Annotated in this window: 22 protein-coding genes; 14 read left to right on the top strand and 8 right to left on the bottom strand. The window is 45.5% G+C overall.

Going from position 1 to position 18,930, the window contains the following annotated elements:
- Positions 1–192 precede the first annotated feature (192 nt).
- Positions 193–360 (top strand): hypothetical protein, encoded by a 168-nt coding sequence (locus tag BGK61_RS19600; RefSeq protein ID WP_012516741.1) that lies wholly within the window; start codon positions 193–195, stop codon positions 358–360.
- Positions 361–425: 65 nt separating this feature from the next.
- Here the strand turns inward: BGK61_RS19600 and BGK61_RS11075 are convergent, their stop codons facing one another.
- The 3 genes from BGK61_RS11075 to BGK61_RS11065 form a co-directional block, all read right to left on the bottom strand.
- The gene (locus tag BGK61_RS11075) at positions 426–1,928 is read right to left on the bottom strand and encodes an Hsp70 family protein (RefSeq protein ID WP_076011938.1); all 1,503 of its coding nucleotides are present in this window, start codon (positions 1,926–1,928) and stop codon (positions 426–428) included.
- Positions 1,929–2,004: 76 nt separating this feature from the next.
- Positions 2,005–3,240: a S41 family peptidase gene (locus BGK61_RS11070; protein ID WP_076011939.1), complete on the bottom strand. Its 1,236-nt coding sequence runs from the start codon at positions 3,238–3,240 to the stop codon at positions 2,005–2,007.
- An 11-nt stretch (positions 3,241–3,251) separates the two neighbouring features.
- A complete protein-coding gene (locus BGK61_RS11065; protein ID WP_076011940.1) occupies positions 3,252–3,728 on the bottom strand; it encodes a MarR family winged helix-turn-helix transcriptional regulator in 477 nt (158 codons plus the stop codon).
- A gap of 213 nt (positions 3,729–3,941) precedes the next feature.
- On the opposite strand from BGK61_RS11065, the gene BGK61_RS11060 reads away from it, so the two are divergent.
- A complete protein-coding gene (locus BGK61_RS11060; protein WP_014996919.1) occupies positions 3,942–4,361 on the top strand; it encodes an acyl-CoA thioesterase in 420 nt (139 codons plus the stop codon).
- Positions 4,362–4,383: 22 nt separating this feature from the next.
- Positions 4,384–5,082, top strand: a complete 699-nt coding sequence (locus tag BGK61_RS11055) for a 2OG-Fe(II) oxygenase (RefSeq protein ID WP_076011941.1) — start codon at positions 4,384–4,386, stop codon at positions 5,080–5,082.
- On the opposite strand, the gene BGK61_RS11050 is transcribed toward BGK61_RS11055, so the two are convergent.
- From BGK61_RS11050 to BGK61_RS11035, 4 genes are all read right to left on the bottom strand, one after another.
- Positions 5,079–6,017 carry a dihydrodipicolinate synthase family protein gene (locus tag BGK61_RS11050; protein ID WP_076011942.1) on the bottom strand — a complete coding sequence of 313 codons (939 nt, stop codon included), beginning with the start codon at positions 6,015–6,017 and terminating at the stop codon, positions 5,079–5,081. The genes BGK61_RS11055 and BGK61_RS11050 overlap by 4 nt on opposite strands.
- Positions 6,018–6,128: 111 nt before the next feature.
- On the bottom strand, positions 6,129–6,614 hold the full coding sequence (locus BGK61_RS11045; RefSeq protein ID WP_076011943.1) for a DUF3299 domain-containing protein: 486 nt from the start codon (positions 6,612–6,614) through the stop codon (positions 6,129–6,131).
- Between the two features lie 137 nt (positions 6,615–6,751).
- Positions 6,752–7,282, bottom strand: coding sequence for an inorganic diphosphatase (gene ppa / locus BGK61_RS11040; protein WP_014947861.1), 531 nt, complete (start codon positions 7,280–7,282; stop codon positions 6,752–6,754).
- 162 nt (positions 7,283–7,444) lie between these two features.
- Positions 7,445–8,422, bottom strand: coding sequence for a class 1 fructose-bisphosphatase (locus BGK61_RS11035; protein ID WP_014996915.1), 978 nt, complete (start codon positions 8,420–8,422; stop codon positions 7,445–7,447).
- A 311-nt stretch (positions 8,423–8,733) separates the two neighbouring features.
- On the opposite strand from BGK61_RS11035, the gene mpl reads away from it, so the two are divergent.
- From mpl to BGK61_RS11020, 3 genes are all read left to right on the top strand, one after another.
- On the top strand, positions 8,734–10,092 hold the full coding sequence (gene mpl / locus BGK61_RS11030; RefSeq protein ID WP_076011944.1) for a UDP-N-acetylmuramate:L-alanyl-gamma-D-glutamyl-meso-diaminopimelate ligase: 1,359 nt from the start codon (positions 8,734–8,736) through the stop codon (positions 10,090–10,092).
- Between the two features lie 70 nt (positions 10,093–10,162).
- The gene (locus tag BGK61_RS11025) at positions 10,163–10,795 is read left to right on the top strand and encodes a flavin prenyltransferase UbiX (protein ID WP_014975357.1); all 633 of its coding nucleotides are present in this window, start codon (positions 10,163–10,165) and stop codon (positions 10,793–10,795) included.
- 2 nt (positions 10,796–10,797) lie between these two features.
- Complete coding sequence (locus tag BGK61_RS11020) at positions 10,798–11,607, top strand: S1/P1 nuclease (protein ID WP_076011945.1); 810 nt, start codon at positions 10,798–10,800, stop codon at positions 11,605–11,607.
- Between the two features lie 133 nt (positions 11,608–11,740).
- Here the strand turns inward: BGK61_RS11020 and rraA are convergent, their stop codons facing one another.
- Positions 11,741–12,226, bottom strand: coding sequence for a ribonuclease E activity regulator RraA (gene rraA, locus BGK61_RS11015; protein WP_039220963.1), 486 nt, complete (start codon positions 12,224–12,226; stop codon positions 11,741–11,743).
- A 351-nt stretch (positions 12,227–12,577) separates the two neighbouring features.
- Here rraA and BGK61_RS11010 point away from each other — a divergent pair, with 351 nt between their 5' ends.
- The 8 genes from BGK61_RS11010 to BGK61_RS10975 are packed head-to-tail and all read left to right on the top strand — an operon-like array spanning position 12,578 to position 18,903.
- Positions 12,578–13,090, top strand: a complete 513-nt coding sequence (locus tag BGK61_RS11010; RefSeq protein WP_076011946.1) for a phosphatase PAP2 family protein — start codon at positions 12,578–12,580, stop codon at positions 13,088–13,090.
- Between the two features lies 1 nt (position 13,091).
- Positions 13,092–14,159, top strand: coding sequence for an MJ1255/VC2487 family glycosyltransferase (locus BGK61_RS11005; RefSeq protein WP_076011947.1), 1,068 nt, complete (start codon positions 13,092–13,094; stop codon positions 14,157–14,159).
- Positions 14,160–14,171: 12 nt separating this feature from the next.
- Positions 14,172–14,408: an LPS translocon maturation chaperone LptM gene (lptM, locus tag BGK61_RS11000; RefSeq protein WP_014996908.1), complete on the top strand. Its 237-nt coding sequence runs from the start codon at positions 14,172–14,174 to the stop codon at positions 14,406–14,408.
- A complete protein-coding gene (gene lysA / locus BGK61_RS10995; RefSeq protein ID WP_014996907.1) occupies positions 14,408–15,658 on the top strand; it encodes a diaminopimelate decarboxylase in 1,251 nt (416 codons plus the stop codon). Before lptM ends, lysA begins: the two co-directional genes overlap by 1 nt.
- A 35-nt stretch (positions 15,659–15,693) precedes the next feature.
- A complete protein-coding gene (gene dapF, locus BGK61_RS10990; RefSeq protein ID WP_014996906.1) occupies positions 15,694–16,524 on the top strand; it encodes a diaminopimelate epimerase in 831 nt (276 codons plus the stop codon).
- Positions 16,521–17,216, top strand: a complete 696-nt coding sequence (locus BGK61_RS10985) for a DUF484 family protein (RefSeq protein ID WP_014996905.1) — start codon at positions 16,521–16,523, stop codon at positions 17,214–17,216. The genes dapF and BGK61_RS10985 overlap by 4 nt, the downstream gene beginning before the upstream one ends.
- Positions 17,217–17,221: 5 nt before the next feature.
- Entirely contained in the window at positions 17,222–18,142 is a 921-nt protein-coding gene (gene xerC / locus BGK61_RS10980; protein ID WP_076011948.1) for a tyrosine recombinase XerC, read from the top strand.
- 20 nt (positions 18,143–18,162) lie between these two features.
- Complete coding sequence (locus BGK61_RS10975) at positions 18,163–18,903, top strand: HAD-IA family hydrolase (RefSeq protein WP_076011949.1); 741 nt, start codon at positions 18,163–18,165, stop codon at positions 18,901–18,903.
- Positions 18,904–18,930 lie beyond the last annotated feature (27 nt).

Raw genomic sequence — 18,930 nt, 5'->3', positions numbered from 1 at the left:
GGTAAATCCGTTAGCGTAAAGCGCACTCGTTTTCTACTTTGCTGCTGTGTAATTTACACAGCAGCTTGTAAGAAGTGCGCGTTGACGTTTATTTACACGTTTTTCCATGCTGGTCAGAGCTTGTATTGGCAAATCATACGTTACGATGATTTTTGTGTATTTTTGCAGTAAGAATTGCTGGAGCGACAACTAATGAACCAAACGCCGCCATTAGCCTTAGTGAAAACATGGTATCACCTACTGTCATCATCAGAAGACAATGATGTGAAAGCACGCGCACAAGAAATGCTGTTAAAAGCCTTCGAGTCGCCTGAGGCCATCGCGATTTATCTAAAAGAACACAATATCCTTAAGCACTGATCAAAAAAGCCTTAGCGCAGTAAACGCTACTACGCTAAGGCTTAGTGTTTATTTATAATAAGATATTACGCGTGTTTCGCCGCTTGAATAGCTAATCCTTCGCACACCGAGTTGAAGGCGTCATTCTCTAATCGCGGTAAACCGGTAAGCAGGTTTTCATACAGCGCATCAACGACGATTGGCGATAAACTCATACCACCTGTGATCATCACCACTTCTGGCTTTTCACTGCTGTTTTCCAAGCATTCCACCACTAGCGCTTTCACTTTATCAAGCCAAGGTTTTAATGCCTTTTTGAGCGAGTCTTGCGAAATCTCCACGTCAAAATCATCTTCGATATAGTGCAGCGGCAAGGTAATGTTCTGCTTACTCGACAGTAGTTCCTTGGCTAATCGAGCCGAGTTCACCACACGGGCAGACAACTTGTTCTCCTGAACAATAAGCAAGCGTTCTAGTTGGGCTGGCTCTTTAATCACAGACATGGTTTGAGAAATATCTAACCCGTAATCGTCAGAGAAAAAGCGAGTAAGAGCAGGAATGTTATCAACCGCACACATGTCAGAGAAGTACGTGGGAGGAACAGGAAGCCCGTTAATCATCTTAAGGCCCATTCCCATTTCTGGGGCAATAGCCTTAAGCACCAAGCTTTTATCGCAATCCATACCGCCTAATCGTCTGCCTGTTACCGACAGAACATCCTCTTTGCGATCAAGCTGATTTGAACGCTCTGGGGAAAGCTTAATACAGCAAATATCCGTGGTCCCCCCACCAATATCGACAATCAGCGTAGTGGTATCCCTTGGTAGGGTTTGCTCAATTTTATACGCCGCTGCTATGGGTTCATCTAGGAAATTAACCCCTGTAAACCCGGCTTTCGTCGCCGCTTCAGTCATAATTTGAATGGCTTGCGCGTTCCCTTCTTCACCGCGGGTACCGTGAAACTTAACTGGACGGCCAATTACCGCATTATTAACAGCCTTGCCTAGCTGCTGCTCTGCGCACTGTTTAAAATACGCCAACTGCTTAGCAATAATACCGATGAACGCTTGTTTTTGGTCGCCGTCTAGCGACGCGCCTAGAAAGTTCTTAGGTGAATAAATTAGTCGGCCTTTATCAGGCATTTTAAGAAAGCGCCTAAACCCCTCTTCACCAAACGCAAACTTACCGTGCTCTACTAAGCGCAGCAAAGGAATTTCGTCTAGCGACATGGCATGCATCAATTGCGCAATCGCTTTACGCTGTAATGCAGGCTTGTTGTGCAAATCACCGCGCAGCGAGTCGATACGGTCGCTATACATCGCCTGTTCTTTTGGATCTTTTGCCGAATAATAGCCGTCCTTCGCCTTATCTATTTGCTCATTGATAACGCGCTGTAACTGCGCCACTTTCGCTTCAACCATGGCATCAGGAGGCGGCGGCAGTTCATCTTCAAAATAGATGAACACCGAAGAACGGATTTTATTGCCCTTCTTATCTAACGGGTCAAGTTTGATGTGCTGATGGGCCGTTCCATCAAAATACACAACCTCAGAATTTGATGTACCGTAGTCAATCCCAATCGCAGTCATAGTATGTTCGCTCAAAAAGTTAGAAGCGGATTGTAAGTAAATACGAAAGTGCTTTCTAGCTTTGTATGTAATTGAGCTATATTGCTTTTAACAGAGCTATTGCAGCATTTAACTCTGAGTCACTGGCTGTATGCCCGTCCCAAGATACCGCCTGGGGCACAAAGTCCTCTCGATATGAGCCGTTCACATGGTAAAGACGTTCAAAACCCAGCTCTAAAGTTATGGTCGAATCAGGTAGTTGAAATTGATTTATCCCGCCAAGCAAATCAGCCATGGGTGTGCCGATTACCGCCTTTGCACCAATGGCATCAAAGCCAATAGCCATACCTTCTCCCATACTGCCGGTCCAATGCCCAACGAGCACCACTACTGGCTTACTGTAATAAGGTAATGAAGGAGTAACATAGGCCAAGTGTAGCTCTGCTTCTTGGTAGGGTTTACCCGCATTTTGAATTCTGTAACCTTGATATGCCGTTTTGGCATTTACAAAGTGCCCCAAGATAGGCTCAGCTACGCCAGTGTTTCCCCCGCTCGGCGTATTACGCAGATCAATCACTAACCCTTGTGTTGATTCAAGTGACTCAAGAGCTTCTTTGAACGCACGAACGGTTTCAAAATTACCTAGATTATTATTAAAGCGGATGTACCCTATTCCCTCTTTCTGCTTAACTATCAGAGGGGCTTTTGTTCGAAATAGATTAATAGCATCGTAGCTAGCTGCTAATTGCACGCGTTTGGCATCATCAAAATCAGACGCCACTTCAATGTGTCTTTCTTGATTGCGACGCCCACCTAAAGCCACGTTAACCGCCCACGTTTTGTGTGCGTCAGTAATCGGTAGCGATGTGTTTCCAAAAACGCGATGTATTGCGACTTCAGTAGACTCGCCGTCAATACCCACAATCAAGTCACCTAAGGCTAACTGGCTATTGGCAGCAGCACTGCCCGCTTTAATACGTGTTATAACAAAGTCATCACCCTGCTTTTCCACCCAAATATCAGAACCCGTTGGCGTGACGCTGTAGTCTGCCTCATTAAGCGGTGATACGTTAAAATGCGGGTCGATAAAAAACTGCTTCACCACCTGCAATACATCGATAAATTCCTCTTGCGTTGTGGCGCTCAATGCAAGGGGTTGATAATACGCTTTTAAAACTTCCCAGTCGGTAGGCGCCGTATCTAAGTAGGCGTAGTTGTCTTCAACAGTTTGAACAAAGGCTTGCCAGCTTTCTTTCGTATTGAAACCCTGGCTTTGTGCGCAGCTGCTTAGCGGAAGGAGTAATGACAGCAATATAATAATTCGATAAATCATAATATTCCTAATTATGAATTGGAGTGATGGGGAAATTGTTCAGTTAAGCGCGTAAGAAGTGATTGTTTTTTTAGCGCCTGTTCCATCGTTTTAAGTGATGCTTCAAGATTTACCTCTATTTCTTCCCAGAGCGCATCATATACGTCTTCAAATTCTTGCATTATCGTCACTATCTGCTCTGCCTCGGCCTTTGCTTTAGGCGCAATATCGTACACACGCTTTCGCGAGTCTCGTTCATCGGGCACTGAAACAAAAAAGCCGTCTGCAACACTTTGCTTCAATCGACTTTCAATAAGTTGACGTGAAAGACCGATGTGGCTTGCCAGCTCAGTTGACGAAAGAGGCCCTTGAGTATGGATCGCCAGTACCAGAGAAATACGATTTGCAGGCAGACTAATATTAAGCGCTTCAAATACCTCTTGGCCTTGAGTTGCAATAAGCTCGCTAGCACGCAACAGTATCGCGCCAAACTGAGGGCTTCTGATCATGGTAAATACCTTTTCGATTCATTACATAAAACCAATTACGCAAATATTTGCGCAAATATTTTCATAAATCAACTTGTTTTTGAACTCGCCTTTTTTGGTTAGGTGTTAAAAATGTTTTCCAACTGAATTACATGGTCTTTGATAAATGACTGAAATACCCGCGTCATAATGCTAGAGTGAAAACCAAATAAACAACGAACCCTACTAAGAAGTATGAGCCATTCAGCACCATTAGTTACATCATTTGACGTGCGCTTTTGTGAAACCGATGCCTTACAACATGTTAGCAATACGGCGTTAGTTACGTGGTTTGAAGCAGCCAGAGAGCCTATTTTCAGAATGTTCACCCCTGAACTAGACTTAAATAACTGGCCGTTAATTTTAGCCAGTTATAAGGTCGATTTTTTAGCTCAAATTTTTTACGGCAAACCGGTAACGGTAAAAACCTTCGTTAGCCGTTTAGGCAACAGTGCATTCGATATATTTCAAGAGGTATGGCAAGACGACAAGCTTTGCTCAACCGGCGTGACCACCATGGTACATTTTGACTATAAAACACAGCGCTCTGCGCCTATACCGGATGAAGTGAAATCAGAACTACAGTCACACTTCAAAGAAATACCAACTAAGTAACAGAGCGCAGTACGAGGTCTCCATGAGCGATTTAATTGATGTTATTGATGATGTGTTACCACCTGAGCTGTGCAAACAACTCATGGAGCGCTTTGAAAGCAGCCCTAATTTGTCTCAAGGCCGTACTGGCGGCGGCGTCGACTTAGATAAAAAGCGCAGCATGGATGTGTCGATAAGCCGCAACCCGGAATTTAAAGACTTATTTCAGCAAGTGATGCAGCACACTGGGCAGCAGCTGGTCTCCTACATTGAAAAGTACTATTTTGCGCTTGTTGGGCCTATTGGCTTAACCGTACGCCATCCCAAAACTGGCGAACCGGTGAAAGTAACAGGTGAAAATTTTGATGAAGTGGGTAAACCCAATTTGGCTAATTTGGTGAATTACCTGTTTCGGATTGGCGATGTAAATGCACAGCGCTACACCGCGGGTAATGGTGGCTACCCATACTGGCATTCAGAAGTCTATCCACAACTTCAACATAACGATGCGCTGCACCGCGTGTTGCTGTTTATGTACTACTTAAATGATGTGGAAGAAGGCGGCGAGACGGAATTTTATTATCAAAACCGCGCGGTTAAGCCCAAAGCAGGTAGAATGGTGATTGCGCCTGCCTATTTTACTCACACACACCGCGGCCAAATTCCAAAAAGTAACGACAAGTACATTTTAACGTCTTGGCTTCTGTTTAACCGCGCTGAGCAGATATATACGCAGGGCTAGCTTAACGACAACTGCGCGATAATACGTTCCAGTTCGCTGTACTCTTTCTTGTCGATCGGTAAGAAGGGTGCAGGCAAGCTAGGCGTTTCACAATAGCCCAAAATTTCTGCCGCGGCAGCAACCACACGCAAACCACCGCCATTGCGCGCAAACATGCACCATATTTCGTTTAACTCTTGCGACTGAGCCTGTGCATCACCAGACTGAGCGGCCTCGATAATACGCATTACGGTTCGCGGGAATATTCCCCCTATAACAGAGAGCCATAGGTCACAACCTTCACTCATTCCTGCTGCGCCAAAACTATCACCACTCACGCCTATAGCAATGTGTGCAGGCATTATCTCTCGTAATGATGCTAATCGACGAGCGCCTTCGCTACTGCTTGCTTCAGAGGGTGGGATATCCTTGCTCGAACTATTATCCATTGAGCTTTTGGCAAACGGAGTACCGGGTATTTTAATCGCCCCGATATTCGGTAATTTGCCTATGCGGCGATACAAATCATCGCTGAAGGTAAAATTAGTCACACGAGGATTTTCGTAAACGCAGATAGGCACAGATACCTCGTGACTCACTGCCTCATATAGGCCGTACACTTCTTCTTCATTAAGCACTTGATAGGATACTGGTGCCAACAACACAGCATTAACACCTGCTTGCTGCACAGCTTCAACGTTTTTTAGCACGTCATAAGTACGCAGCGCCCCAACGCCTGCCATAACAGGAATACCATTTGCGTGGTCGACGGCGAGCTTGGCTACGTCGTACTTTTGCTCTCGCGTTAGATAAGGATACAGCCCAGTAGAGCCTATCGCGCAAATTGAATCTACGTTCGCCGAAGCTAAATTCTCAACAAGCCCTTGAAGTGCTTTGAAATCAATAGCTTCTTGTTTGAATGGAGTAATGGGAAACGCTGATAATCCTGTAAACACCTGATGTCCTTTTTTAAAACGTTTAGCTCTTCATAACGTTAGCGCATTGATTATGTGAAGTCTCTGCGCCAAGAAGCCTGTGAAGCTGGAGGTAGTCGGAATATTCTTTATTTAGAACCCCTCAACCACCTCACCCTTTAATCGGTAACCAACAGACGCAATATCGCCTTTCCAACCGTCAGTCGATAGTTCGCCGGTTACCCAAATCGCGTCGTAAATATTATCTATGCGCACACCTTCTTCAAATTTTACGTACACTATCTGATTAGACGGCGGCGGTGGCACGTGAATACAGGCTCCGAAATATGGAACAAGTAAAAACTCGGTGGTTAGCTCTGCCGTACCTTCTAGCGGCACAACAAAACCCGGGATTTTCACCCGTTTACCATCAAAGGTATCGACAATCGGCGCGTCAGGCTGAAGCTGACTCATCTCACCATTGTGCTGAACAGCAGGCGGCGCGAGTTCGTTAAAGCCTTCAGGCACTAGGTCCTCCCAGTATACTTCAATGGGAGTCTCATCTGCCAAAGAGTTGAAGGACACAACCATCATTAGTACAGCAAATAATGAGGTTACGGTTTGTTTCAGGTTGTACATACTGGTCTCTTTCAGGTATCTGTTAAGCTTTCTGTTGTGGTGCCTAGTTTTAGTTATCCATCTTCACTTTTAGACCACATACAAAAAGGGCTGGTATTACACCAGCCCTTTGTATCATCAATTTTAAGCAGCGTGAATTATTCTGCTTCGAAACGCGCGATGCTTGCGGTAATTTCTTCTTTTGCAGCGGCAGCGTCTGCCCAACCGTCAATCTTCACCCACTTGCCTTCTTCTAGATCTTTATAATGCTCGAAGAAATGCTCAATTTGCTTAAGAAGAAGCGGAGGTACGTCTGCAATTTCTTTAACGTCACGGTAAATAGTAGAAAGCTTGTCTACAGGTACCGCTAGTACTTTTGCATCTTTACCAGACTCGTCAGTCATGTTTAGTACGCCAACTGGACGACACTTAATTACAGAACCCGCAAGTAGTGGGAACGGTGTCATTACTAGAACGTCAACTGGGTCACCGTCTTCTGACAATGTGTTGTTAACGTAACCGTAGTTAGTTGGGTAGTGCATGCAAGTTGCCATGAAACGGTCAACAAATAGTGCACCTGTGTCTTTGTCTACTTCGTACTTCACCGGGTCAGCGTGTGCTGGAATTTCGATGATCACATTCACTTCGTCTGGTACATTTTTACCAGCAGAAATAGCACTCAAGCTCATTCTTTGGTCCTTTCAATGATGTATAAGAAATTTTGGGTTAAGTATACGGTGAGAGCAGCAAAATAAAAACGCTTTACGACCCATGTCGTACTAATCTCTTTATTTTTCGTTAAATTTTGCTGCTTTTTAAAAACCAAATGGCCCATCAGGGCCATTTTTTCGCTATTTCGCGTTGTCGTTGTAGCTTAAGCACATATCAACTTCGTCTTTAGAACCGATAATGCACGGTACACGTTGGTGAATTTCTTCAGGCATCACCTCTAGAATTCGGCCCGTGCCCGTTTCCGCTTTACCACCAGCCTGTTCCATCAGAAACGCCATTGGGTTGGCTTCGTAAAGCAAACGCAATTTACCTGGCTTTGACGGGTCTCTGTTGTCGAATGGGTACATGAAGATACCACCACGACAAAGCAAACGATGAATATCACCCACCATTGCCGCTACCCAGCGCATGTTAAAGTTTTTGCCTCGAGGACCATCTTTACCTGCAAGAAGATCGGCAATGTATGCCTGCATTGCCGGTTCCCAGTGACGTTGATTCGACGCGTTAATCGAGAACTCTGACGTTTGCTCTGGCACTTGAATATTCGGGTGGGTAAGCAGGAAACCACCGTGGGTTTTATCAAGAGTATAAATATGCGTGCCGCGACCTGTCGTCAACGCTAGCATTGTAGACGGGCCATATAGTACATATCCCGCTGCAACCATCTGTGTACCAGGCTGCAAGAAAGCTGACGGATCGTCTGGCTCCATCCACTGAGGCGCATGAGCAATTGAGAATATAGTACCGATTAAACTGTTAATTTCAGTGTTTGACGAGCCATCAAGTGGGTCGAAGCTCACTAAGTACTTACCTTCCGGATTGCATGGAACTACGTCGTCTTCTTCTTCAGACGAAATGGCTTTAACGTAGCCAGATTCCCTTAGCGTGTCTTTTAAAATGTGGTTAGAGATAACGTCGAGCTTTTTCTGTGTTTCGCCCTGTACGTTTTCTGAAAGGGTTGAACCGAGCACGCCAGCAAGTGCGCCTTGACTCACGCGGAAAGAAATTTCTTTACAGCCCGCTAGCAGTGTACGAATGAGTAAGATTAACTCAAGCGGTGCACCGTCTTGTTGCAATTGGGAATTTAAACGTTTCATTGAATGTAAGCCTTTTTTTCGTGTGTAGGGTGTTGCGCTTGCAGTCGCTCAGCTTTCCTTACCGGCGTTTGTCTGAAGCACACACAGGTTTTAAACCTGTGGTTAGATTGTAACCGTGTTCTTGGGTAAGTGGAACACGCCCGTAAAATGTCATACACACACCATACCAGTTTGCCCATACTGGATTCTTCGGGGTTTCGCGTATTACAACGGCTTAGCGCATTTATTGAATGATTAAAATTGAATTATCTATAGGCCACAGGGTTCTGATACAGTACCCCAATAACATGATAATTCATTGAGAATGCGCTATGCATGTACATATTTTAGGCATTTGTGGAAGTTTTATGGGTGGCATAGCTGCCATTGCCAAATCACTTGGCCACAAAGTAACAGGGTCTGATAAAAACGTTTATCCCCCTATGAGCACCCAGCTTGAAGCATTAGGCATTGAGTTGACCGAAGGTTATTGCGAAAGTCAGTTTGACCCAGTACCAGACATGGTGGTGATTGGTAACGCTATGTCGCGCGGTAACCCCGCCGTCGAATACGTGTTAAATAGAAATCTTCCTTATACCAGTGGCCCACAATGGTTGCTTGATAACTTACTAAAAGATCGTTGGGTAATTGGGTTATCAGGTACCCACGGTAAAACAACCACCAGCAGTATGGTCGCGTGGATTTTAGAACACGCTGGTCTTAATCCTGGTTATTTGATTGGCGGCGTTCCGGAGAACTTTGGCGTATCGGCTCGCGTGGGTGAAAGCCCCTTTTTCGTCATTGAAGCTGACGAATACGACAGCGCATTTTTCGATAAACGTTCTAAGTTCGTACACTATCGCCCTAAAACTTTGGTTATTAACAACCTTGAGTTTGACCATGCGGATATTTTTGCTGACCTTGGGGCTATTCAAACCCAATTTCACCATTTGGTTCGCATGGTGCCGGAAAACGGGCTTATTCTTACACCAAACGGTACTCCAGCCATTGAGGATATGCTCAAGAAAGGTTGCTGGTCTTCTCGCCAGTCGCTAGGTAAGGAGTGGCACGCCGAACTATTAAAGAAAGACGGCAGTGAATTCAATGTATTACATAACGGCGTTATTGCCGGAACTGTAACATGGTCGCTTTTGGGTCAACACAATGTAGATAACGCCTTAATGGCCATAGCTGCAGCCCATCACGCCGGTGTTACCTTACCTGATGCCATAGAGGCTTTATCATTTTTTAAGAATGTTAAGCGCCGTATGGAAGTAAAAGGTGAAGTAAACAACATCACCCTTTATGACGACTTTGCACACCACCCTACCGCAATTGCGACTACACTAGATGGACTGCGCAAGAAAGTGGGTAATGCCCGTATTCTGACTGTGCTAGAGCCGCGCTCTAACACGATGAAAATGGGCGTGCACAAAGATACGCTGGCAAATTCGTGGCAGAAAGCCGATGAGGTTTACCTTTATGAACCTGAAGGCATGGACTGGTCGTTAGTCGATTCGGTAGCGCACAGCAATGCGCCTACGCACTGCTTCAGAGATGTAGAGAAGATCGTTCAAGGCATTTGCAACGTAGCACAACCGGGCGATCATATTCTTGTAATGAGTAACGGCGGTTTCGAAGGCATTCATGGCCGAATACTCGACGCTCTGAAAATGAAGTCCAAACTGTAAAAAAGACAGAATAATATGAAGTGTTACCCGATAGACAAGCGCGATGCTTGTCATCTACAGAGGCTATACAATGAAACATGACAAGCAAGTCACACTTGCTATCACAGGCGCATCTGGCGCGCCTTATGCACTTACACTATTGAAATCGCTAGTTAACGCCGATTACCAGGTGTATGTCTTAATCTCTTCCGCTGCCAAAGTGGTGTTTGCCACCGAAGAGAATGTGAAGATACCCGGGCGCCCCGAAGACGCAGCCGCGTTTTTTACCGAGCATTGCAATGCAAAGCCTGACCAAATCAAAGTATTTGGTAAAGAAGAATGGTTTTCACCGGTAGCATCTGGCTCAGCAGCCCCTGCGAAAATGGTGGTTTGCCCGTGTTCAACAGGCACCCTATCGGCTATAAGTATTGGCGCTAGCGACAACCTTATTGAGCGTGCAGCTGATGTTGTTCTAAAAGAGCGTGGACAACTTATTTTGGTGCCTCGTGAAATGCCACTTTCTTCTATTCATTTAGAAAATATGCTCAAGCTTTCGCAAATGGGTGCTACCATTATGCCCGCAGCGCCAGGCTTTTATCACAACCCAAAAACTATCGATGACCTGGTAGATTTTGTGGTGGCGCGCATACTAGATCACCTAGGTATTGAGCAGTCTCTTGTCGCAAGATGGGGCTACCAGTCTTCCAAACATTCTGAGGATTAACCATGTTCGCGTTTGCAAACAGGATTTGCGCAGTTGCGCTGAGCACGCTATTTACATTGTGCATTTCATCACCCGCTTTCGGCTGGGGACAAACCGGCCACCGAGTGACTGGCGCTATTGCCGAGCAGTATCTAAGCCCACTTTCTCAGGCGGCGCTTATGGAATTACTACCTCATGGTTCATTAGCTGAAGCCTCGACCCATGCTGACGAAATGCGTTCTGACCCCAGCGATTTTTGGCAGAAAACAGCTAGTCCTTGGCACTATGTGTCTGTGCCTGCGGGTACAACCTATGAAGAAGTGGGTGCCCCCAAACAAGGTGATGCGGTTACCGCGTTAAAGCAGTTTACTGAAACCTTGAAAAGCGACACGGCCACCATTGATGAAAAGCGCCTGGCACTTCAGTTTATTGTGCATATTATTGGCGATCTCCATCAACCACTTCATGCCGGAAATGGTACTGATCGTGGCGGTAATGATGTAAAGGTGCGCTTCTTCTGGCAAGACTCTAACCTACACCGCGTGTGGGACTCGCAAATGCTAGATCAGCGCGATCTGTCTTATTCAGAGTGGACGTCTTGGTTAACGCAAGCCATTACTGCTAAAGATATTCGCAGTTGGGCAACCACTGACCCTATGGTGTGGATTGAAGAAAGCACCGCTATTCGCGATACCATTTATCCTGATGACGCAAACAACATGAGCTATGACTACTTATACAACCACCTGCCTACTGCTAAAAAGCGTTTGCAGATGGCGGGAATTCGCATTGCCTTGTATCTAAACCAAGTGTTTGATGAAGCAAACAAGTAGCTTCACACCCGGTGTGTCAACGCTGAGCGCACTTGAATCGTTTTAAACGCAAATAGAAATACAAACGGAGGCACAAAGCCTCCGTTTTTTATTTCTTTGTTTTCAAAGCTGTTAGCGTCTGCTTGCCGATGATTTAGTCTAAATCTAACGGCTCAGGTGAAAGAATAACGCCTGTGCTATCGGCGTATAGATGATCTTCTGGTAAAAACGTAACGCCACCAAAATTAACCGGCACGTCTACCTCACCAATACTTTCACACTCAGCATTTACTGGAATGGCAGCTACCGCCAACACACCGATATCTAATTCGGCAAGGCTATCAACTTCTCGCACGCTGCCGTAAATCACAACCCCTTCCCAATCGTTATCGATTGCAATTTGAGCAGAGGATGCATCAAACAGTGCACGACGGCTAGAACCACCGCCATCAATAAGCAGAACTTTCCCTGCGCCAGGTTGCGCAAGTACGCGGTCTACTAGACCTCTGTCTTCAAAGCATTTAATCGTGGTTATTTCACCACCGAAAGAATACCGGCCACCAAAGCTCGCGAAAATTGGATCTACCACGTCTACGCTATCAGCAAATAAATCGCATAATTCAGATGTGTTGTATTCCATCGTTCTGCCTTACTAAAATTGAGAAGACTAAAATTAAGTGAAAAATAAAGCGCTGTTTACGCTTCTAAATCTAGCATAGCATTAAATGTGGTAATGCAAACGTTTGATTTCACGCCTTTCGTCGAATTTTTTACTTTTTCTAGACCCAACAGACTTTGCCCTCACCTATCTCACATGAGCACATATTTTGCTTAGTTTTTATCTTTTACAGCCATTCCCAATATCTGTCTGCCAAGGCAAACGAAAAAACGACACACGCTGTCAAAAAAGTTTCTTTTTTTCGTCACCCACTGGTCACAGATGAACTTTAGCCTGTGCAGTAATTAACCGATAGGGGACAAGGCGATGTTGATGAAATCCTTGACCAAATACGATACTGACTTGTTTTATCGCCTGTACAAACTGACGCAAAAAAGAGACTGCCGTAGCATTATTTGGCTATCGAAAACTGGCGACGGATACTTATACCTGGTTATCGGTGCACTGCTTTGGGCATTTGAACCCGAGCACGGCGAGCTTTTCCTCTACACAGCGCTGATGGCTTATGCGTTGGAATTACCCATATATGTGATGCTTAAGAAAATGTTCAAGCGCCCTCGCCCTTGCGATTTTCTAATGAATTTAACAGCACATGTCACACCTTCAGATAAATTTTCACTTCCTTCTGGCCACACTGCGGCAGCTACATTAATGGCGAGCATCGTGGCCCATTATTATCCTTCTTTCGCGGTATTAGCTTATAGTTGGGCCGCTTTAATTGGTCTTTCACGTGTGCTGTTGGGCGTACATTATCCATCAGACGTGATCGCTGGCACGCTTCTAGGCGTTACTATAGCAACATTGAGTATTTCTATTCTGGGGTAGCATGAGATTATTGTATGGTGTGCAAGGCACCGGCAACGGCCATATCGCCCGAGCTAGAATAATGGCGGCAGCGCTTGCTGAGCGTGACGACGTCAGCGTTGACTTCATATTTACAGGTCGCCCGCCTGAAAAGTATTTCGACATGGAAATATTCGGAGATTACCGAACCTTTACCGGCCTGAGTTTTATGACAAAAGGGGGACGAATTGATAAATGGGAAACTGTTAAAAACGCAAACGTGAGCCAGTTTATAAAAGACGTGAAAGCGTTTGATACCCGCAATTACGATTTGCTTGTTAATGACTTTGAGCCTATTACTGCATGGGCTGCCAAACAACAAGGCCTGCCCTCTATATCTATTAGTCACCAAGCCGCGTTTGCCTACGATGTACCTAAAAGTGGCGCTACTATTTTCGATACGCTACTAATGAAAATTTTCGCACCTACCGAGCTTAAATTAGGTGTGCATTGGTATCACTTCAATCAACCTATCATTCCGCCATTTGTTGCAGAAAAACCGGAATTGTCTTCAAGCAACAGCCATGTTTTGGTTTATTTGCCTTTTGAAGATATCGAAGACATTCAACAAATGCTTGAGCCGCTCAGCGACCAGGTATTTAAGTGTTTTCATCCCAACATTGCTGAAGCCACGGAAGCTGGACATATTCAATGGCACCCAACCTCTAAAAAGCACTTTCAAAAAGCGTTGCAGCATGCCAGCGGCGTAATAGCAAACGGCGGGTTTGAACTTTCAAGTGAAGCGCTACAGTTAGGTAAGAAGCTACTGATTAAGCCTCTGCATGGCCAATTTGAACAGTTATCGAATGCGCTCACGCTAAACCAACTCGACTTGTGTCAAACCCTGTTTCAACTCGACACTGACACAGTTGAGGAGTGGCTTGAAGCCCCTGATAACGAAGCTATTTCATTTCCAGACAATCCAAATATCCTTATAGATTGGCTTAAAAATAAAGACTTTTCCGACACCCAAACCCTATGTGATACCCTGTGGAAAAACGTTCGATACGGCGATAAAACACAAGAACGATTATTGGCTCTTGCAATTTAACACCGCAATGCGATGATAGCGGCATTTGTCGTATTCTTCGCGGGATTTTTCGTGCTTAAAAAGTCAGTTGTTTTCTTGCTAACACTCACAGCATTATGTGGCTGTGGTTACAAAGGGGCGCTCTACATTCCTGAGGCGCCTGCACAAAACACGTCTGCTGAACCAGCGTCTTCTGAAAATGCAGAAACCGGCGCTGACTCTGCCACCAATAACACTTCACCCGCAACTACTTCTGGAGAGCTGAACTAGTGGATTATTTCGCCTACAGCCAAGGTCAGCTGCATGCTGAACAAGTGGCTGTTTCTGATATTGCAGCCCAGCATGGCACGCCGGTTTATATTTATTCACGCGCTACATTAGAGCGTCACTGGCACGCGTTTAATGATGCTATTGGTGAGCATCCTCATCTTGTTTGTTATGCGGTAAAAGCGAATTCAAACATTGGTGTATTAAGCGTTCTTGCTAAACTTGGCTCAGGCTTTGACATTGTTTCAGCAGGCGAATTAGCTCGCGTAATCGAAGCCGGTGGCGATACAAGTAAGGTTGTATTTTCAGGCGTGGGTAAAAAGCACGACGAAATCCGTTTCGCCTTAGAACAAGGCATTATGTGTTTCAATGTAGAATCAGAGCCTGAACTTCACCGCATTAATCAGGTTGCGGGCGAAATGGGCGTAAAAGCCCCTATTTCACTGCGCATAAACCCGGATGTAGATGCCAAAACTCACCCTTATATTTCTACGGGTTTGAAGGCGAACAAATTCGGTATTGCCCGTGAACGTGCATTGGCCACCTATGAATTAGCCGCATCGCTACCTCATTTAAATGTAGTTGGTATGGACTGTCATATCGGCTCACAGCTCACAGAAATTGGCCCATTTGTAGATGCGCTTGAGCGCCTGCTTCTGCTTATTGATGAATTAGCCGAGCGCAACATTATCATTGAGCATTTAGATGTGGGCGGTGGTCTTGGCGTTACTTATAATAACGAGCAGCCACCTCACCCTAAAGCCTATGCACAAGCTATGGCTGAAAAGATGGTAGGTCGTGAAAACCTGAAGCTAATTCTTGAGCCTGGTCGCGCCATTGCAGCCAACGCAGGTATTTTGGTGACCGAAGTTGAATTCATCAAAGAAGGTGAAGAAAAGAGCTTCGCGATTGTCGACGCTGCCATGAACGATTTGTTGCGTCCTGCGCTTTACTCAGCCTGGCAAAAAATAATTCCTGTAAAAGAGGAAGCTACGGCAACACCACGTATTTATGATGTTGTAGGGCCGGTTTGCGAGACTGGCGACTTTATAGGTAAAGATCGCGAATTAGCTATTGAACCCACTGACTTACTTGCGGTTCGCAGCGCTGGTGCCTATGGTTTCGTTATGGCGTCGAATTACAATAGCCGCTGTCGTCCTGCTGAAATTATGGTAGACGGCGACAAAGCAATTGTTGTTCGCGAGCGAGAAAAACAAAAAGATCTCTGGCAAGGTGAGTATAAACTTCCGTAAACTAGAGACAAACTAACAAGATAGATGCGCGTTTAATGCAGGTTCAATTTTCTAAAATGCATGGTTTGGGTAACGACTTCATGGTTATTGATAACGTTACTCAAAACGTCTTTTTCTCTAAAGAAAAAATTCAGCAACTGGCTAACCGAAACTTCGGCATTGGCTTCGACCAGCTGTTGATGGTGGAACCGCCTTACGATCCCGAGCAAGATTTTCACTACCGTATCTTCAATGCTGATGGTTCGGAAGTGGAACAATGTGGCAATGGCGCGCGCTGCTTTGCACGTTTTGTTAAGCAGAAAGGCCTCATTAACCGCAACAAAATTGTTGTAAGCACCAAGGCTGGAAAAATGGTGCTTTATCTTGAGAAAGATGGTCAGGTTACCGTAAACATGGGTAAACCTGAGTTTGAACCAGCGAACATTCCCCTTAAAGCCAATAAGCAAGAAAATACCTATATTTTGCGTGTCGGCGAAAGCACTTTATTTATTGGGTCAGCATCGATGGGTAACCCACACTGCGTAATGGAAGTGGACGATGTTGATACTGCTAACGTAGCTGAAATTGGTCCGCTTGTTGAGAAACACGAGCGATTCCCTGAGGGTGTAAACGTAGGTTTTATGCAAATTATCAATGAGTCACACATAAAACTTCGCGTATTTGAGCGTGGCTCGGGTGAGACATTGGCATGTGGTAGCGGTGCTTGTGCCGCAGTTGCAATTGGCCAAATTCAGGGTAAATTAGGAAAAGACGTGCGGGTAGACTTACCCGGAGGCACTTTACGTATACGCTGGCCTGGCCCAGATAACGTGTTAAAAATGACAGGGCCTGCCGAACACGTATATGACGGACATATAAATCTATGAGCGAATTATCAGGGCAGTCTAACGCTACGCAATTGATTGAGCCATTTAACGACACGACGGAATTGTCGAGTGCTGATGTGCGCGCGTTCTTGTTACAAAACCCTGAGTTCTTTGCCGAGCACGCCGACCTTCTTGAAAAAATTAAGCTCCCCCACGAACACAAAGGCAGTGTATCGCTTGTAGAAATCCAGAGTGATCAGCTTAGAAAGAAGGTTCGCCAGCTAAATTTCAAACTTAATCAACTCGTTACCATTGCTAAGCAAAATGAGAAGATTTATCGCGTTTACACCGATTTAAACGTGCAGCTTTTACGCTGTGAAAGTGTTGCTGAAGTACAGTTCACGTTAGAAGATGTGCTGCAAGAGCGATTGCAGCTGTCGTCAGCGGTTATTAAGAGCTTTAAAGGCCCGCATGCTATTCCAGAGCTGCAGCGACGCTTGTTCACGGAAAAGCGCTTTAAGAATACTAACTTTTTCTTTGGCCGTTTATCTCAGCACGAACGTCAGCTTCTTTTCGGCGAAAGCCCTGCAGAATCCGTAGCGCTAATGCTGCTTGGTGACAACCGTGAACTCGGGATTTTGGGCATTAGCAGCAGCGACGCCAGCCACTTCACGCCAGATATGGATACTCTCTTGCTTCAACAGCTTCAGCAAGTACTCAATATCATCTTGCCTGAAATGATGGGATATTAGGTGTAGTGTCTACGGACGCCTTGATAAGCGAACCCTGCCAGCAATGGCTAGATAAGTTTCTGCTTCACCTTCAAGTGGAGCGTGGGCTATCTCTTCACACCATCAAAAACTACCAGCGCCAGCTTACCGAAGTTGCAAAATTACTTGGCCTTTACGAGTGGTCAGGGCTTACGCCTAGCGATATAAAGCGGGTCATGGGCGATGCCAAAATGTCGGGACACAGTCCGCGCAGTATTGCATTACGGCTGTCTGCACTTAGAACTTTCTGCCAATACCTGATTGACCACCAGCAGCTGTTCAGTAACCCCGTTGAAGGTATTCAAGCCCCAAAACAAGGTAAGCCTTTGCCAAAACAGTTGAGCGTGGACGAAATGCAGCAGCTACTTAATGCCACACCTCAAAGCAGTGACGATGATGAAGGCATGCAGTTACGTGATATCGCCATGTTTGAGCTAATGTACGGCTGCGGTCTTCGATTAAGCGAACTGACTGGGCTTAACCTGGCAGACTGTTTAAAGGACGGCACAGTAAAAGTCATGGGTAAAGGCAGTAAACAGCGAATACTGCCTTTAGGTCGACACGCACAAAAAGCACTAAACGCATGGTTAAAAGTGCGTCCAGCCTATGCGTCACCGTATGAAAGTGCGGTATTTGTAAGTAAGCGCAAAACCCGCATATCTAACAGGCAGGTTGCAAATCGCCTCGATAAAATGGCAAAAGAACAGTCGCTTTCACAAAAAGTAAGCCCTCACAAACTGCGCCATTCCTTTGCTACGCACGTATTAGAGTCCAGTGGTGATTTACGTGCGGTTCAAGAATTGTTAGGCCATGCTAACTTGTCAACGACACAAGTTTATACTCACCTGGACTTTCAGCATCTCGCCAAAGTGTATGATGCGGCGCACCCTCGCGCACACAAAAAATAACCCCGATAAAAGGTTTTACCATGCAGTTTTTCAGGTCTATCAATAAAGTCGAGGCTATGACCTTCGACCTTGATGACACCCTATACAATAACGATCCTATTATTCGACGGGCGGAACAAGCACTTCAGGCTTATATTGCAGAACATCATCGCGACGCCGCTAAATTATCTGCACACGACTGGCTACAGCTTAAACGTGCCGCTATTGCCAAAGACACTCGCCTAGCGTCTGACATGGGACAACTTCGTCGTGTGGTGCTTACTGCGGCTTTATCAGGTGCGCCGGCAAACCAACTATCGCTAGCACCCGCTGCAGACTTGGCATTACGCTCTGCTGTGGACGATTGTTTCAACTGCTTCTATGACGCCAGAAGTGACTTTACGCTAGCCGACAATGTACACAACACCCTTGATAAGCTGAGCCAGCGTATACCACTTGTTGGTATTACAAATGGCAATGTAAATACGCAAAAAGTGGGGCTAGACAGCTACTTTCAAAACATTCTACACGCTAGCGTAGAGCGCCCTATGAAGCCCGCCGTTAACATGTTTAATGAAGCAGCATTGCTTTTAAAGGCCGAGCCTGCGCACATCCTGCATGTTGGTGATAACATCATTAAAGATGTATTAGGTGCCGTAAACGCGGGCTATCAATCAGCGTGGTTTGCATGTAACCGCCCTATGGAATTGGCTCTGGAACCCGTATCGGTACTGCCCCATGTGCAACTTCATACGTTGGAAGAACTCACCCAATTTGTATAAGGTTTTCAACCTTTCCTGATATATCAA

The sequence above is a fragment of the Alteromonas abrolhosensis genome, assembly GCF_001953635.1.
Taxonomy (GTDB): domain Bacteria; phylum Pseudomonadota; class Gammaproteobacteria; order Enterobacterales; family Alteromonadaceae; genus Alteromonas; species Alteromonas abrolhosensis.
This window is presented reverse-complemented; position numbering and strand designations above follow the sequence as displayed.